Annotated in this window: 13 protein-coding genes and 2 pseudogenes; 14 read left to right on the top strand and 1 reads right to left on the bottom strand. The window is 34.0% G+C overall.

Translation table 11 applies throughout. The features are described from left to right. Nucleotides 1-81 precede the first annotated feature (81 nt). Nucleotides 82-3,141, bottom strand: a complete 3,060-nt coding sequence (locus FD18_RS01230) for a DUF5110 domain-containing protein (RefSeq protein ID WP_057718167.1) — start codon at nt 3,139-3,141, stop codon at nt 82-84. Between the two features lie 159 nt (nt 3,142-3,300). Here FD18_RS01230 and FD18_RS01225 point away from each other — a divergent pair, with 159 nt between their 5' ends. The 14 genes and pseudogenes from FD18_RS01225 (at nt 3,301) to FD18_RS01160 (ending at nt 15,944) form a co-directional block, all read left to right on the top strand. Further along, nucleotides 3,301-4,017 (top strand): GntR family transcriptional regulator, encoded by a 717-nt coding sequence (locus FD18_RS01225; protein WP_057718166.1) that lies wholly within the window; start codon nt 3,301-3,303, stop codon nt 4,015-4,017. A gap of 19 nt (nt 4,018-4,036) precedes the next feature. Then, nucleotides 4,037-4,607, top strand: a pseudogene (locus FD18_RS09235) (phosphoheptose isomerase family protein). Between the two features lie 61 nt (nt 4,608-4,668). Then, on the top strand, nt 4,669-5,826 hold the full coding sequence (gene nagA / locus FD18_RS01215) for an N-acetylglucosamine-6-phosphate deacetylase (RefSeq protein WP_057718164.1): 1,158 nt from the start codon (nt 4,669-4,671) through the stop codon (nt 5,824-5,826). Nucleotides 5,827-5,997: 171 nt separating this feature from the next. Further along, a pseudogene (locus tag FD18_RS01210) lies at nt 5,998-6,315 on the top strand (PTS sugar transporter subunit IIC); the annotation flags it as partial. Nucleotides 6,316-6,336: 21 nt separating this feature from the next. After that, nucleotides 6,337-6,735 (top strand): PTS sugar transporter subunit IIA, encoded by a 399-nt coding sequence (locus FD18_RS01205; RefSeq protein ID WP_057718163.1) that lies wholly within the window; start codon nt 6,337-6,339, stop codon nt 6,733-6,735. A gap of 354 nt (nt 6,736-7,089) precedes the next feature. Beyond that, the gene (locus tag FD18_RS01200) at nt 7,090-8,259 is read left to right on the top strand and encodes a DUF4767 domain-containing protein (protein WP_057718162.1); all 1,170 of its coding nucleotides are present in this window, start codon (nt 7,090-7,092) and stop codon (nt 8,257-8,259) included. 232 nt (nt 8,260-8,491) lie between these two features. After that, the gene (locus FD18_RS01195; protein WP_057718161.1) at nt 8,492-9,991 is read left to right on the top strand and encodes a hypothetical protein; all 1,500 of its coding nucleotides are present in this window, start codon (nt 8,492-8,494) and stop codon (nt 9,989-9,991) included. Between the two features lie 27 nt (nt 9,992-10,018). Next, nucleotides 10,019-11,200, top strand: coding sequence for a hypothetical protein (locus FD18_RS01190; protein ID WP_157053591.1), 1,182 nt, complete (start codon nt 10,019-10,021; stop codon nt 11,198-11,200). Between the two features lie 22 nt (nt 11,201-11,222). Beyond that, nucleotides 11,223-11,735: a hypothetical protein gene (locus FD18_RS01185; RefSeq protein WP_057718159.1), complete on the top strand. Its 513-nt coding sequence runs from the start codon at nt 11,223-11,225 to the stop codon at nt 11,733-11,735. A gap of 255 nt (nt 11,736-11,990) precedes the next feature. Further along, complete coding sequence (locus tag FD18_RS01180; protein WP_057718158.1) at nt 11,991-12,698, top strand: DUF6287 domain-containing protein; 708 nt, start codon at nt 11,991-11,993, stop codon at nt 12,696-12,698. Between the two features lie 23 nt (nt 12,699-12,721). Beyond that, the gene (locus FD18_RS01175; RefSeq protein WP_057718157.1) at nt 12,722-13,171 is read left to right on the top strand and encodes a hypothetical protein; all 450 of its coding nucleotides are present in this window, start codon (nt 12,722-12,724) and stop codon (nt 13,169-13,171) included. 15 nt (nt 13,172-13,186) lie between these two features. Continuing rightward, entirely contained in the window at nt 13,187-13,591 is a 405-nt protein-coding gene (locus FD18_RS01170; protein ID WP_057718156.1) for a lipocalin family protein, read from the top strand. Nucleotides 13,592-13,761: 170 nt separating this feature from the next. Next, complete coding sequence (locus tag FD18_RS01165; RefSeq protein WP_057718155.1) at nt 13,762-14,133, top strand: MORN repeat-containing protein; 372 nt, start codon at nt 13,762-13,764, stop codon at nt 14,131-14,133. Beyond that, nucleotides 14,130-15,944: an acyltransferase family protein gene (locus FD18_RS01160; protein WP_057718154.1), complete on the top strand. Its 1,815-nt coding sequence runs from the start codon at nt 14,130-14,132 to the stop codon at nt 15,942-15,944. The genes FD18_RS01165 and FD18_RS01160 overlap by 4 nt, the downstream gene beginning before the upstream one ends. The last annotated feature ends 1 nt before the right edge of the window (nt 15,945 follow it).

The raw sequence follows: 15,945 nt of genomic DNA, 5'->3' as shown, positions 1-15,945 counted from the left end.
TTAGTTGCTTGATTCTTTTTCAAAACTATTCATCAACAGGATTTGACAAACAGCCACATTTCCTTTTCGGACTTTTTAATTTTATTCTTTAGCCATAAAGAATAGAACTTCTTTTCCAGAAGCTAAATTATCAGAAGTTGCCAAAATTCTAAGTTTAATTGATTTAGCAACTACGTCTCTTAAGCCAATTACCTTGTTTTTAGCATCGTTTGGCCAATTAATTTCTTTACTGAAGTCGCTAAAGTTTTCTCCGTCTTTGGAAATAGCAACTTGAACACGTAAAACATGACCAATGCGATCACGTGAACGAGGAACGTAAACCATCCGGCTCAGTTTATAAATATGGTTGAAATTAAAAGTTAAGTCTAGAGGACTATCTTTAGTAATTTGGTCTTTAGAAAGCCACTCACTAGCTAATTTTAGATCAGTTAGGTTTTCGACTTGTAAATCTTCTTCGCTTTCTCCCGTACTCGAAACTGTAACATTTGAAATGGCGTAATCCATCTGATCGCGCTTTGTATGAGTGCCAAAGTATTCTGACCAATCGGATACTTTATTACCGAATTTATTTCTAATTCTGAAGCGGTAGCGTGTATTAGGTTCAAGCTCATGGAAAGTAAAAGTATTACCGTCAATATTAGTATGAACAATTCCGTTAACTTCGATATCGGCCATTATATTTTTATCTGCGAAATTAGTTGGATTAGTCCATGTAATAGTAATACTCTTTGAGGTTAGGCGATCAGTTAGAATTGCAGCACTTCTTGGAGAAGCCATTGCTGAATCAATAATAGCGTGTTGTTCTACTTCGCTACCGTAGCTAAAGTTTTCAATCATTAGCTCGAACTTGTTGTCATGAATATCGACAGCCGGCATCTTCACTCTAAGCGCTGGTTGCAGTTGACCAGTAAAGTAACCAAACTCTTTGCATGGCATGTAATCTTGTTGGTAGAAGATACCTTCTTCAGCTTTGTTAAAGCTATCAAGATCGTTATATTCAGTTAGTGGAACAAATTGATCGTTTAGTTTAAGAGAAACTTTACCAGGATAACGATCAGACATAATCGTTAAATTAGTAATTTGTTTCTCTTCAAGACCAGTGTAGCTGCCTTCAGTTGGGTAGACAGTAATATGAAGGTTTGATCCGCTAACAGAGCTAGTGATTTGTGTAGTAGCTGCATGGCCCTTTTCATAATCAGTAGTTTGATTGTCATCTTCATATAAAATGGCTGAGCTTTTACTTTGTGGGTAAACAAGTGCACTTCTTAAGGACTCTTGTAAAATCGCACCGCCGCGGACATATACAGGAAGATGCCAGAGTGGGTAATGTAACTTATCGTAAATTCGACCACCAATTAATTTCTTACCAGTAAAGAGGTCAATCCACATTGTGCGATGATCGGGTAAGTAGAGATTATCCTTTAGGGAAGCACCACTTGGATCTTCTCGTCCGTTAGTAATTGGCGCGATTAGTAGGTTATTTCCCAGCATAAATTCATGTTTAACTTGGTTAGTATAGTTAACTCGCTCATGAGGGAAAGCTAAGAAAAGAGGTCTAACAATTGGCATTCCATCTTGAGCCGCGCGGGTAAGAGTATAGAGATATGGGGTGATTTTTTCTCTAAGTTTAAGATAGGCGCGAGTAATTCTAGTCATTTTTGCATTAAATGCAAACGGCGTTTTTTGGATATTACCATAATTATCAATTGAGTAAAGAAGTGGGGTAAAGACTTTCCATTGTAAGTCACGGATATTTACTTGTGCATTACCGCCGCCTTCTTTTCCATCAATAGCACTTCCGACATTTGGCTGCCCAGAAAGAGACATACTTAAAAAGCTAGCAATTTCAGTAGCAATTTGATCCCATTCACCGCCAACGCCTTCATTTGCGGTAGTAGCCAAAGTTTGAATAGCACTCCAACCATTACTTGCCATTGCCCAAGGACGATTGGTTTGATTTTTATCAATTAGAGGTTCACTAGCGATAGCAAAGTCCTGCATTATTTTTTCATTAGGGAAATTAGCAGGATCAGTCTTGAACTTTAAAAAATTAGCTGGTGCATCAGTAGGCAAGGATCCATAGAATCCTATTTTTACATTTTGGTCTTTTGCAAAATCGACTAAGTTGTTCATCTCATCTTCATCTAAATCTTGTTTGCTTTCATAGTTAGGAACAAACCAACTAAGTGGAAGATGATAAGAATTGTACCTTTCAATCATTGCGCGTGCAGAAAATTGGTACTGTTCTTCTCCATTAAGAGAGGACTTAGCTACAATATCATCATCGATGTGAGCAATCTTATAAGTATTGCCGTCTTCAAATTTAATAGCACTATTTTCTTGAGGCTTAGCTCCTGTCCAACAAGTATCAAGGTAATTACCAAGATAACCCAATCCTAAGGCATATTTAGGCAAGAAAAGAGGTGAACCGGTAATTTTATAGTACTGGCGCAATATTTCTGCTGGAGAATCTCCTAAAAGATAGAAATTATCAAAAATAGGAGTTTGATGAGTAATAATAGCTGTAGTTCCATCATCGCTCTTAAAGTTGTAGACACCATCTTTCCAGGTGTTTCTTAATTCTGCAAAACCAGCATTTGACCAGAAAAATCCTTCCGGACAAGCAACAGCACCTGGACCAGTTAAATTAGTATTTTTAATCTCGATAATTTTTCCTTTGTGGCTGAAACTTCCGTTTTGCATCCCGCCACCGTAGTAGAATTCGTTTTTGTTCTGACGTAAGAATTCACGGGAATAATCATTACCGAGTTCAATTGGGCTACTTTGCATCATGCGGTAGCGATGTAATTGATCGTCAAAGATACTGAAGATAACCGGATTCTTTTGTAAGCGAAGTGAAAATTGACCACTTTTAATGGTAAAAGTTTCATCGGTTACTAAAAGCTGAGAATCTTCAAATGGACGCAAACTAAAGTTACTTGCTGCGATAGTTAATGATGGAGTTAAAGGTTTAAATTCTGCTGCTGGATCAACGATTAAACGAAAGATCCCTTTAGCAATAATATATAAACGTGCTCTTGTTCCATCTGCAAATTGCAAATCATAGTAGCGAGTACCCTTAGCTACATGGACTAAACGACTTAAATGTTGAGGTTGTTGTTTGTTAGTAATTTCAGACATAATTAGTTTTCTTCTTTAAATTAAATTTTTCATTTACGTATAGTTCATATTATAACGAAAAAATGAGTTTCGTGTTTTTTTAGATTTGACATAAAACGTTTTCTAAAATATTCTGTAGAATGTGGTACTAACCAGTTAAAGATTGGATGGGGTTAGAAGATGAAAAAACCACTTTATCAGCAAGTAATCTCAGATCTTGAAAATAAAATTAAGTCTGAGATGAAGCCAAATGATCGATTACCGAGTGAAAGGCAACTTTTAAAAGAATATGGCGTGAGTCGAAATACGATTCGATTAGCATTAAATGATTTAGAAGAACGAGGCATTATTTATCGATTGCATGGAAAAGGTACATTTGTTTCGACAATTTATCTAGATCAAACTAACTTGGGAAGTATGTATTCTTTTAGTGAGCAAATGTCTGAAACAGGCCATAAGCCAACAACACAAAACCGCACATTAGAACTTGTGACACCTGAAGAAGACGTTGCAAATCAGCTTAATTTAAGAGCTGGTGAGAAAGCATATAAATTAGTTAGGTTACGTCTAGCTGATGGAGTACCACTAATGTATGGAGAAACATATTTACCTGAAAAAATTTTTCCTAATCTAAAAATGTCAGACCTAAAGGAAAACTTATATACAGTGATGAAGCAAAAATATAATGAACAAAGTATTCTTGCTTTTGAAGATGTACAGGCGGTCAATTTAGATGAAAAAGATAGCAAAGTTCTAGGAGTAAAACCTGGAGATGCAAGCTTGAAGATTTTTAGACGGGCAATCAATGATAAAAATGTGCCAATTGAATTTACGATTTCTCTTGCTCGAGGCGATAGGTTTATTTATCGTTCACGGCAATACAATCATTTAGTGTAGTTACGAAAGGAATAGGCTAATGTTTAATAAAAGTGACGCAGAATTAAAAAGATAGGCGCAAATATCACTACTAGGGAAATTCAACAACAGCCAACTTTATGGAAAGAAACTTTTGATATCTATCAAGAAAAGAAAACAGAGATTGATGATTTTTTAACTAAAATCATCCAAAAATTTAATAAGGTAAAGGTTATTTTTACTGGGCAGGAACTAGTGCTTATGTAGGCAACACGGTAATGCTATATTTAAGAAAACATGGTGACCGTAATAAGTTTGATTTTGTATCTAACAATACCTACACCAGAAAATACGATTTAGATATCTTAGATGAGATTAAAGATGATGAAATTGTTCCATTAGTGATGGGAGTGGATCAATTAAAAGAAGGTCAAAATTTTGATAGTAAGTTCTTTGCTTTTGAAGGAAAAACATTACCCGATGCTTATTTAGCTTTACCAGACATTATGTTTGGTCAAACAATTGCTTTTCCTACTTCAATCAAAGTAGGAAACACCCCAGATACATCTTCACCAACGGGAACAGTTAATCGTGTTGTTAAGGGCATAACAATTCACAAATTCGTCAAATAATATTCAAATTTTGAAAACATTTTTATTTTAAAATAAAAATTAATTTAAGGAGTTAAATACTATGTCATATTACATTCATGCAGGAAAATTTTTTTTAGAAAATAGAACGGAAAATGGTGGTTATCTTGAAATTCAAGATGACGGAAACTTTGGTTTATATTATCGAGAAGATGAAAAGCCTAGCCATGGTTTGATTAAAGAATATGGCGATCAATGGATTGCACCTGGTTATGTTGATACACACATTCACGGTTTGCTTGATGAAGATACAATGAAAAGCGACTGGGAAGGTGTTAACAAGATTTCTGAAGGATTGCTTCACGCTGGTGTAACTAGCTGGCTACCAACTACTATTACTGCTAGTGACAAAGAATTAACAGAAACTTGTGAAAAGTTTGCTGCACATAAGGGTGAAGAAACTGGTGCTAAAATTCAAGGTTTGCACTTTGAAGGACCTTTCTTTACTCCAAAGCATGGTGGAGCAGAAAATCCAAAGTACATGACTGATCCATCAATTATGCTTTTGAAAAAATGGCGTAAGGCTTCAGATAACCTGCTAATTAAGATTTCAATGGCACCTGAAAGGAAAAATGCTCGTCAGTTTGTACGTGAAGCAGTAAAAATGGGACTAGTTGTTGCTTTAGGCCACTCAGATTCTGATTTTGAAGATGCTATTGGTTGTGTTGAAGCTGGTGCTAGCGTATTTACCCATACATTTAATGGGATGAATAGTTTGTCACAACACTCACCTAATATTATTGGTGCTGCTTTTTCTTCACGTTTAACAACAGATGAATTAATTTGCGATGGTCATCATGTTGAAGAACCAGCTGTTCGTGCTTTGGTAAATGCACGTGGACCAGAGCATATTGCTTTGATTACAGATTGTATGCAAGCTGGATTAATGCCAGATGGTGACTATGTTTTAGGGGAATTACCAGTTTATGTTAAAGACGGAATGGCACGCCTAAAAGAAACTAATAATTTGGCAGGTAGTATTTTGCTCTTAAAGGATGCTGTTAAGAATGTAGTTGATTGGAATGTCGCAACACCTGAAGATGCAGTTATGATGGCAAGTTATGTGCCAGCTAAGAGCTGTAATTTACTTGATAAGTGTGGAGTGATCAAGCCAGATCACTCAGCTGATTTTGTTGTATTAAACCATGATATGACGGTAAGTGAAACTTATCTAAATGGTGAATCACGTTACAAAGCTTAAAAGAATATACCTTTATAAGGAACTTTAGAAAATCTTTAAAAAGTGGTCACAACCAGTTGACTGGCAAAACTTAACATACTAAGACTAAAACCGTAGAAATCGCTTACAAAATATTTTACAGAAGTACAGTTCTCGCAACAGCATTTTCAGTAAGTATTAAAGGGATGAGCCCACAAGGGAATTGAAAGAAACTTCCTATATGGTGCAATTCCATGGACTTTATCGCATGCAATCCCTGTATTTATTGTCTTAGCATTTGGACGCGGTTTAGTTCAAACTATTGCTAACTCATTAAACGAAAACTTGAAGTAGTTAGGTACTGGTTTGACAGTAGCTGGTGCTGTTCTTCCTGCAGTTGGTTTTGCTATTTTGCTTCGTTACTTACCAGTTAGGAAGCACATTGCTTATCTAATTATGGGATTCACATTTACTACTTTATTCTCAGTTTTGTTCACAAGCATTCAAACTTTGGGTACTGGTATTCAAGCAGCAAATTAAAGGAAAAATGTTATGACAAAAGAATTAGTGTTAATTGGTCATGGTAAGATGGCTGAAGAAGTTAAAAAAAGTGCAGAGTTAATTATGGGTCCTCAAGAACATATTCATGTAGTATGCTTACTTCAGGAAGAAGGACCAGAAGATTTTGAAAAAAAGTTTCAAGATACCATTAACGGTATTCCTGAAGAAGATTTAACAGTATTTTCGGATTTAATGGGAGGAACTCCCGCTAATACAGTTAGTCGTTTGATTATGGGTGGTCAAAATATTCATTTGGTTGCTGGGATGAACCTAGTAATGGTAATTGATTGGCTTAACAGTCAAATGATTGGCAATGATTCAGATGCTGTTAATGCTGGCAAGGCAGGAATTGTAGATATCAATCAAATGCTTGCTAGCATGAAAAAATAGCTTATTTATATAGATGTCGAAAACGACTTGCGTTGGTAAAACCATACGTGGGTCGTTTTTTATAATGAAAAATGTATAAATTTCTGCGTAATAAACTATTGGACATCTCTTCAAATATTCCTTTTTCTAATCCTAATAGTGAATTAACATGATTTAAATATTTAGAAATAACTTTAATTTTTAATTCAGTTGAATATTTGGTCATAAAAAAGTGCCTCACAATCATTAGATTTATGTCTAACAATTATGAGGCACTTCATTTCGTTTCTATCAGCTTTTTTTGTTGATTAATTTGTTACAATATAAAGAATTTAATGACAGTGCTATAATTTACCCTTTTAGAAAGGTCAAAGTATGAATAAATTTTGTCCCCATTGTGGGAAATCAATTAAGCCTACGGATCGATTCTGTCCACATTGCGGAAGGTTAGTTATATCTTCCAATTCTGAGATGCCTAAAAGAAGTGAAATTCACAGCAATAGATTAAAATCCCAAAAAAGAAATATTATTATTGGATCAATTATCGCCGTATTTATCCTTATTTTTGGTGGCTGGGGCTTGTATCAACATAGTCGAAATTCGTCTAATAGCACTGTGATTGGTGGTAATGGAAAATTAACTAGTGCTGAGATTAAAAAGATTCCAAGTAAGCAACTAGCTGCTTGGGCAATCCTTTATGCTGATAAAAAATATGGCAAAAAATGGGGAGAAGCAGCTGATGATTTAAGAAGCGGTCACTTAACAATAGAAAGTTATTCAAAATATCGTTTTGGAGATTATGAGATCAGTGCTACTGACGGAAGTAGATTGTATGTTATAAATGATCAGGTTGGCTATTTAGTTTCTAAGGATAATAAAGAGATAACTTATGTTGGAAATAAGTCTAGCTACAGTAATAGAAGTGTTTTAACTCAGATTTATCCAGAAATTAAATCTGAAAACACGGAGAAAAATGTAAATATTTGGAATGATAATCTATCGATTGTTACTGGTAAGTCGGATGAAAAAGCTAATGATCGGAGTTCAAAAACTAACACAAAATCTAAGAAGACTGCATCTAAAGACTGGCTATGGTCAAATAACCAAAATGATGAATTAATTAGTTATATGGATGAATTCGGCAAGAAGATGCATCAATCTTATGAGCATTATAATGAAGGAGAAGATGATCTGGTAACATTAGCTGGAGAGCATTTCCCACGCGATATTAGTGAAGATACTTACCCATTTAAATTGAGCTCTAGAGATCATGATAGTAGGGATCCTAAAGATATGGAAACTATTAAGTTGAAATGGAATCCGCAAGTAATTAATAAAGATAATGGCAGTGATACATACAATGTAGTTGCTATTTTTAATCATAATGGTAAAAGTGCAGAAGATCATATAACGTATCTGTTCTGTTTTTATCATGGAGAACCAGTTGCCTTGGTTGATCAGACGACAAATGGAGGTTATGTGGTAGTTCATCCAACTGCTAACCAAGATTTAGCTTCTCATTTTAAAGAAATTGCAAATAGTTAAATAAATTGATTTTATATAGGGAAAAGAAGACTTAGTTTCTATTTTAGTAAGTGGAAGTTAAGTCTTTTTTGTTTTTTAGAGGACGAATTAGAATGCTGTGACACAGTGGTTTAAAACGACAACGTTATAATTTTTTCAATTAATTGTGTGAAAACTCTTGACGAAAATAAAAATGGGGGGGGTAAACTAGCCTTGTATCAACCGTTATTTATTATATTTGGAGGATGTAAGAATGAAGAGAAGAACAACGATGTTAATGTCAGCATTGTTTGTAGCTGGTGCTTTTGCAGTCAGTGGAAATGTTGCTAAAGCTGATGCTGTGCAAGCAAATAATAGCAATAATGTGAATAGTACTGAAGTAAAGCAAAATAATACAAATGCTAGTGCTAATCAAGTTGCTACTAAAACCCCAAGTAAAGAAGAATTGAAAGATATTGCTATGAAGCAATATCATGCTGCGATAGGGCATATGGGTGAAGAAGAATATCAAACAGCAGTTACCGATCCAGATGCAACGGGAACTGGAATACACTCTGCTGATGGAAAATGGTTGGCTCACGTAGATACAACTGATCTTAACTGGTCAAAAATGAATAGTAAACTTAATAATGCTAAAAATGAAGTAGATGCGTATTTAAATGATGCGGTTCAGAATAAGTCTACACTTGCTAATACTAGAAAAAATGCGACAGATAGTTTAAAAAAGGTACCTCTTCCAACTACAGGTAATATTTTGGATAATCTGGACAGGCAGGAGAAAGATAAAAATTGGAGTAAATATGACTCTAATGTGAATGCTGTAGATAATATTTGGAATACAATCGAAAATCCATATTTGGCTACTTTACTAGGTGCACGTCATTCTATTAGTAACTCAGATTATAAGAATGAAGAAAATAGCTATAGCGATAAGCTAGCTGAATTGGTAGCAAGAAATGTTAGAAAAGATAAAAATTGGGTTTTAGCTAACACAGATCCAAATACTATTGAGTTTGGTGAATTTACTTTTAGTCCTGATAATAAAGACGAACACGGTAGAGGCGAGGGAGAGACAGATAGTGATAGCACAAATAATACTGAAAATAAAACTGTTATCCCATGGTTTGTTTACAATAAGGAACTTATCAAGGTAGATAAAGATGCCTACAACAGAGTTCACGGAATCAAATCTAACGAAAATAGTTCAGATACTGGCAAGGATCAAGCTACAACTGATAGCAACAAGAATTCAAACTCACAAGTTTCTACAAAGACTAACTCTTCAAAGAACAATGAAGCTACTGATATTAAGAAGAATGATAGTACTACTGTAACTGTTCCAACAGATAAGAAGACTTCTAATTCTAAATCTGAAACTTCAACTACTGCTACTCAATCAGGTGTTGAAGTTAAAAATGCGCAGACTAGTGACAGTGTAAAGAATTCAGCTAATCCTCAAGTCGTTGTAAATAGTTTAACTTCAAACAAGTCTGTAGCTCAATCAGGTAATGTAGCTACTAAGTCTAATGCTGTTCAAACTGTCGCATTAAGCAACAAGGTAAACACTAACAAAGCTACCGCAAATCATGCTTCCACAGTGAATAATGGAAAAGTAGCTACTTCTAACGAAAAGAGGTTGCCTCAAGCAGGTACTGATGAAAAGATTAGCTTATTCGCAAGTTTAGCTGGTTTGTCAATCGCATCTCTTGGTTTAGGTGCTCTAGGCGTAGATCGCAAGCGAAAGAATAATTAGTTGTATTTAGAGATAACTACTGATTGGATGATTAAAAAGTATATTCCCAACCGAATATACTTTTTTTGTAGAACAAAAAGTGGCATGGAGCAAAGTAAAAACATGAAAAAGACAGAGTTACTGCAAGGAATTAAACAAGCATACTTTTACGCCCTAAATGTTCAACAGGCAAATAATTCTTTAAAAGATGCGGAAAACAAATCTAAATTACTTAATGACCAGATTGTTCAGACGCAAAATAGAATTAACGATTTAAATGAATTATATAAAACTACTAATGTGAGCTATTCTCCTAATTTAGAAAAGCCAACTAATGTGGATGTGCCGCAAGGAAGATATGTCGCTGGTGGAATTGGAATATTATTGATTATCTTCAATTTAAAAGGTGCCCTTCATTTTAATGGATGGGCTACATTCATATTGATTATATTATCTGCGCTTGGGATATGGGGATGGTATAACTTTGATAAAAAGAAAAGATATGAGGAAGAATATAACAAAATAAATGCTCCCCACATTGCCAGAATTGCCAATCTAAATGAGGCTATAAAATCCAATACACAAAATATGTCTACTGAAATAAATAAATTAAATGACAGTATTCCTAAATTACAGACTATAAAAAATAATGTGGATCATAATTTGGTAACAAGTGCGAAAAAAGAAGTAGAGAATGTGAAAAGAAAGAAGCCGGCAGATCTTATAAAATTGCCCGCACGACGTCAATTGAATCCTGGTTATATTTTATCTTTATATGAAGTAATTGATACAAATCAAGTAAGTACTTTAGGTGAAGCAATAAAAGTTGTTGAGGATCGTTTTGAAAGAGCAGAATTGAATCAACAACTGAAAATGCAGATTGCTGAAAGTCAAAAAGAACTGCAAAAGACCATTGGTCAGGGCCTAAATGAGGTTAATAATAACTTAGCTGACTTAGGAATAACAGTAAAGAAGTCAACTCGTGAAATTGGAAGAGGCTTAAAGCAGACAAATAATCAGTTAATGCGAGTTAATGATAATATCAATGAACTTAGCAATAATGTAATAGGATCTGCACAAAATATTGAAGCAGCAATTATTGCAAGCAATAATACCGATAAAGAAATTTCAGATACCTTGAGAGTAATTGAACAAAATAATGTTGAATATGCTAGGAAATCTCAACAGATGATAGCAGTTTCTCAAAATGGTCATAAGCAAATAATCTAATCTATAAAATAAAAGCAACAAAATGATGAAATTTATAATAAAAGAATACAAAGTAGTAATAATAATTTGGGCAATATTCTTTGGATTACTTATCGTTGAACAAGGAATAAATAACTATAACAAATCTGTTGAGCAATACAATAAAGCGCATATGACAGGAAAATATTATTCTTACACTAATAATGGTATCGGTAATGAACTATATGAGGTAGATTTTTCGTCAGGAAATACTTTTAAAGCTCAACAATTTAAAGTTTGGGATAACCAAAAGAATAAAGCAGTCTCAAAATATGATAAAGCTGAATTGTCTGGTAAATATAAAGTAAAGGATGATACTGTTACGCTTGATTTTAATAATGGTGCGAAAGTTAAAGCAGAAATAGAATATAGTAACGATGATAAAGATAAAGAAAGTTTTTTTGTAACTTCTGCAAATGGTCTGAAGAATGTAATTGGACGCAAAACAAGGTTTGAAAGAAGCGATCTATTTGATAGTGGTTTCCCTGAAGCAGCAGAATATGTTACCAGAGATTAGTTAAAGTTTGAAAAGGAGGTAGAAATGATTCAAGAATTTAAAAAAGCTGAGGGATTTAGGAACATACCTTTGTAATCTTAAAATATCTATTTTTAGCTGCATTTTATATTACGAAGGCAGTTGTTATTATGCTCTATTACTTTATTGTTGGCGCCTTAAGTTCACCCAAAGAATTTAAATCTGAACCAAAACCAAAAGTAATCAGAGAAACACGTATTATATATAAAAAAGATAATAGATGGTAAAAGAAATAGAATGAAAAAAAGTATAAGTATAGCAACAGGACTATTAAGTTTATTACTAATAGTGGGTTGTAGCAATAAAAATAAATCTAATTCTAATGCTTCTCAAGAAAGTAGTAAGAGTACGATTTCAAGTAAGAAACAAAGTAGTAAAGAGACTGATGCAGATAAAATGGATAATGACGTAGAAAGTAAATCAGGTTCTACAGAAAAATCTACATCTTTTAGCTCACACAGTGAAACTATTAGTTCAAGTAAAATTTCAAAATCTAGTCAAAGTAGTACTGATAAAGTGGCTACTAAGAAAATGAATTTTGATCAAATTCAGAATGGTGACTACAGTAGTTTAGTTGGTAATTGGAAATTGATTAAAGCTGTTGGTCGGCATAAAGATGTAACTGATCGGACAGATTCTACTTTAACTATTACTCCGTCACTTTTAAAAACGCACGATATGGAATTATCAAAAGATGGTTTAACAGATAGTAATGATACGCATCCGATTGAAGTTAAAAAAGTTGGCGATGCGTTGAACATTATTAATTCTGAAGGTGATCCGAAAACAAATGGATTTTCTCAATATAACTGGGGCGTAACATTTTATCCAGCAAATTCACAGAATGTAATTATTGACGGTGAAAAACAGGCACCTATTTCTAAAAATCTAATAGCTATTTGGGTAAGTAGCGACAACTACACTGAAGTTTTTGAAGAAGAATAAGATAAGAAAGGTAAGAAAATCAAATGAAAGAAAAAATAAAGAGTAATAAACCAAATGTAATTACCATTGTAGTAATTATAGTAATTGCCTTAGTGGGGTGTATTTATGGGGTAGTCCATCAGCATAACTATTTGAATGACCATGATTTAAATGGAAGGTATATTTGTGAAGTAACAAGCCATGGCCAGACGGAAAAGTGGAGTATTAAATTTAAAAATAATAAAACTTTCGTATATACTGCTAAATTTATGAATAAGTATGAGGATTATTGGGATTCGAATGTTTCTAAAGAAACAGGAACATATCAACTTTCAAAAGGTAATTTAAAACTTAAAGGTAAGCAAATAAATGCTGAAGGAAAACTTTCGGAAGATAAAAAGAGCTTTACTTTGAAAAAAGTAAAGAATGCTCATTCTTCTACCCAATTCCCCAGATTTTTAAGAACTGGATTAACTTTTAAGATTGATGAATAAGAAAAAGGATAAGAGATGGATTACGAAAATTTAAAGAAACATAAAAAAGGCTGGATTACTGGTGGACTTATTCTTTTAATAGCAATTGTTTCGTTGTTTGCATGGAATAATTATAATGCCCATCGACTCAATGGAAGTTATAAAGGTACGATAACTTTCTTATTTTGGAAAGAAAAAGTAGATATGAAGTTTTCAAGGGATAAGACTTTTACTTCTACTACTACATTGGAAGATGGAAGAAAGTCTAAAGAAAGAGGAACTTATGAAATTTCCGGTGATAAGTTAACTCTAAACTTTAAGGGAAAGGATTCTTTATACGGCAAATTAGAAGATAACCGAAAAAAGATCACCTTTACTTCTGGCGATGAAAAGGCAGAAAACTTACTGTTGAAAGGAGTAACGCTGAAAAAAGATGACTGAACTAGGATTTATTCTTAGTTTTAAATAAACCATAAAATGCATATTTTTATTGGATATGCATTTTTTTGTAGAAAAAATAGGTAAAAGAGTATTATTGCAGACTGAAATATTTAAATAAGATAAGTGTGGTATCATAAGACGTTAATGTGTTATAAAACAAGGAGATGACAATGACTAAACGTAAGATATGGACTTTAATCGTATCTGTTATTTTAATTCTGGGATGTATTTGGTTTACATTTTATTATGCTAATGGTCTACAAAAGGATACTGTTAAATTCCAAGATGGTACAGTCTATCAAGGCACAACTGAAAATGGAAAACTTCGTTCTGGCGTAATGCATTTTAACAATGGCGATACTTATACTGGTGCGTTTAAAAACGGCCATTTTGAAGGCTTAGGTACTTATAAATCGCATGAAGGTTGGACGTTTAAAGGACAATTTCATCACGGAGTTGCCCAAGGAAATGGACAATTAATGAAGAAAGGAAAAGTAATTCAGTCTGGGAAGTATGAGAGGGGAGTATATGTTAAACAATGAGAATTAAATGGTTTAGTTTAATCCGAATCACGGGTTTAATTTGTGTGCTTCTTTATCACTTCTTCCAGATGCGCTACACTGGTGGCTTTATTGGTGTAGATATCTTTTTCACATTTTCTGGATATTTGATTACTGCTTTAGCCTTAGATGAGTTTAGCCGGTCTAATAAATTTAGGTTAGGAGATTTTTATTATCGTCGAATAATGAGGATCTTGCCGCCTTTATTGTTAATGATAGCCTTTGTCTTACCTTTTACGCTTTTGGTAAGTAAAGACTATATTACTGATCTTCCTAAACAATTGGCAGCCGCAGTTGGTTTTTCAACTAATATTTTTGAAATTAATACTGGTGGAACTTATGAATCGCGCTTTATACCACATCTATTTGTGCATACGTGGTCATTAGCTATTGAAGTCCAATTTTACTTAGTTTGGGGCTTTATTTTATATCTTTTAACCAAGATTACACCTAATGTTAAAAAGTTCAGAATACGTGTATTTTTTGCATCTGCAGTTTTAGCGGCTGTAAGTGCAACGGTAATGTATTTACGTGCACAAAGTTTAAGCGAATTTTCACCAATTTATTTCTCAAGTATTGCGCATATTTTCCCATTCTTTATTGGAAGTATGCTCGGTTCGATTGCGGGAATTCAAGATTTATTGCCTGCGTTTAGTAATAGTGTAGCAAAACATTGGAATAAAGCTGGTGCCGTTACTTTTATGGTGCTAAATTTAGCGTGTTTATTTGCTTTAGCTTATGTTTTGCGCTTTGATCAACGTAAGACTTATATGTTTGGCTTTTTGTTAGCAAGTTTATTTGCGGCTTGTGCAATCTTAGGAGCTAATATTTTACACCGTAAAACACCTAACACTAAGGAACCATTGATTTTTACTTATATTGCAGACATTAGTTACAGTGTCTACTTATTCCACTGGCCTTTGTTTGTAATTTTTTCAAAAATTTATCCAACTTGGCTAGCAGCTTTAATTACGACAATTCTTTCAGTTCTTTTTGCAAGTGTATCGTTTTATTTCTTAGAACCTTTAATCAGAGGAAAAGCTGTTTCAATTGGAAAACATAAAATTACTTTCAAGCATATTGTGGCTCCATTAGGACTAGGCTTAACACTTGCTATCGGTCTTGGGGTGTATTTATGCCTGCAGGCACCTTCAATTTCTTCTTTAGAAAAAAATCTACTGCTTGGCGGAATTCAGCAGGACGCAGATCAATTAAGTACTACCTATGTTCAAGCAGCACCTAAGCCTCCTAAGAAAGAAAATGCGCAAAATAGTGCACAAGATGATGGAGCAACTATTATTGGTGATAGTGTGACTTTAGGAAGTAGAAAATATCTCTTAGACCATATGAAAAATGTTGATATTGATGCAGAAGGTAATCGTACTATGGATAAGGCCTACAATGTGCTGATGAACGCGCAAAATTCAGGTCGATTAAAACGCAATGTTGTAATTTGTATTGGGACCAATTCTTTAGATGATTATCAACAGCAGACTGAGAAGGTTATTAAAGATCTAAAACCAGGTCATCATTTAATCTTTATTACTCCGCATGATGGTCATGCCGATTCATCATATAATTCTTATAAGTTAGCCGTTTGGGAACGAACTCTTCCTAAGAAGTACAAGTTCATTACAATTGGTGATTGGGACAAGGTGGCTCGGGCACATCAGAATTTATTTGCAGGTACTGATGGAACACACTTTGGAGGTCGAGACGATATTAGTAAATTGTATCTAGACTGCATTAAGGATGCCTTGACTCGTGCGGAGAAGACGCCAGTAAAAAAGTAGG

It is taken from the genome of Lactobacillus taiwanensis DSM 21401, from assembly GCF_001436695.1.
Lineage (GTDB): Bacteria > Bacillota > Bacilli > Lactobacillales > Lactobacillaceae > Lactobacillus > Lactobacillus taiwanensis.
The sequence above is the reverse complement of the archived record's forward strand: the minus strand, read 5'-3'. Positions and strand labels throughout refer to the sequence as shown.

What these genes read in the sequence shown, in the direction of transcription:
- FD18_RS01230 (WP_057718167.1), bottom strand. Translation starts at nt 3,141, where the DNA reads ATGTCTGAAATTACTAACAAACAACAACCTCAACATTTAAGTCGTTTA.
- FD18_RS01225 (WP_057718166.1), top strand. Translation starts at nt 3,301, where the DNA reads ATGAAAAAACCACTTTATCAGCAAGTAATCTCAGATCTTGAAAATAAA.
- nagA (WP_057718164.1), top strand. Translation starts at nt 4,669, where the DNA reads ATGTCATATTACATTCATGCAGGAAAATTTTTTTTAGAAAATAGAACG.
- FD18_RS01205 (WP_057718163.1), top strand. Translation starts at nt 6,337, where the DNA reads ATGACAAAAGAATTAGTGTTAATTGGTCATGGTAAGATGGCTGAAGAA.
- FD18_RS01200 (WP_057718162.1), top strand. Translation starts at nt 7,090, where the DNA reads ATGAATAAATTTTGTCCCCATTGTGGGAAATCAATTAAGCCTACGGAT.
- FD18_RS01195 (WP_057718161.1), top strand. Translation starts at nt 8,492, where the DNA reads ATGAAGAGAAGAACAACGATGTTAATGTCAGCATTGTTTGTAGCTGGT.
- FD18_RS01190 (WP_157053591.1), top strand. Translation starts at nt 10,019, where the DNA reads ATGATTAAAAAGTATATTCCCAACCGAATATACTTTTTTTGTAGAACA.
- FD18_RS01185 (WP_057718159.1), top strand. Translation starts at nt 11,223, where the DNA reads ATGATGAAATTTATAATAAAAGAATACAAAGTAGTAATAATAATTTGG.
- FD18_RS01180 (WP_057718158.1), top strand. Translation starts at nt 11,991, where the DNA reads ATGAAAAAAAGTATAAGTATAGCAACAGGACTATTAAGTTTATTACTA.
- FD18_RS01175 (WP_057718157.1), top strand. Translation starts at nt 12,722, where the DNA reads ATGAAAGAAAAAATAAAGAGTAATAAACCAAATGTAATTACCATTGTA.
- FD18_RS01170 (WP_057718156.1), top strand. Translation starts at nt 13,187, where the DNA reads ATGGATTACGAAAATTTAAAGAAACATAAAAAAGGCTGGATTACTGGT.
- FD18_RS01165 (WP_057718155.1), top strand. Translation starts at nt 13,762, where the DNA reads ATGACTAAACGTAAGATATGGACTTTAATCGTATCTGTTATTTTAATT.
- FD18_RS01160 (WP_057718154.1), top strand. Translation starts at nt 14,130, where the DNA reads ATGAGAATTAAATGGTTTAGTTTAATCCGAATCACGGGTTTAATTTGT.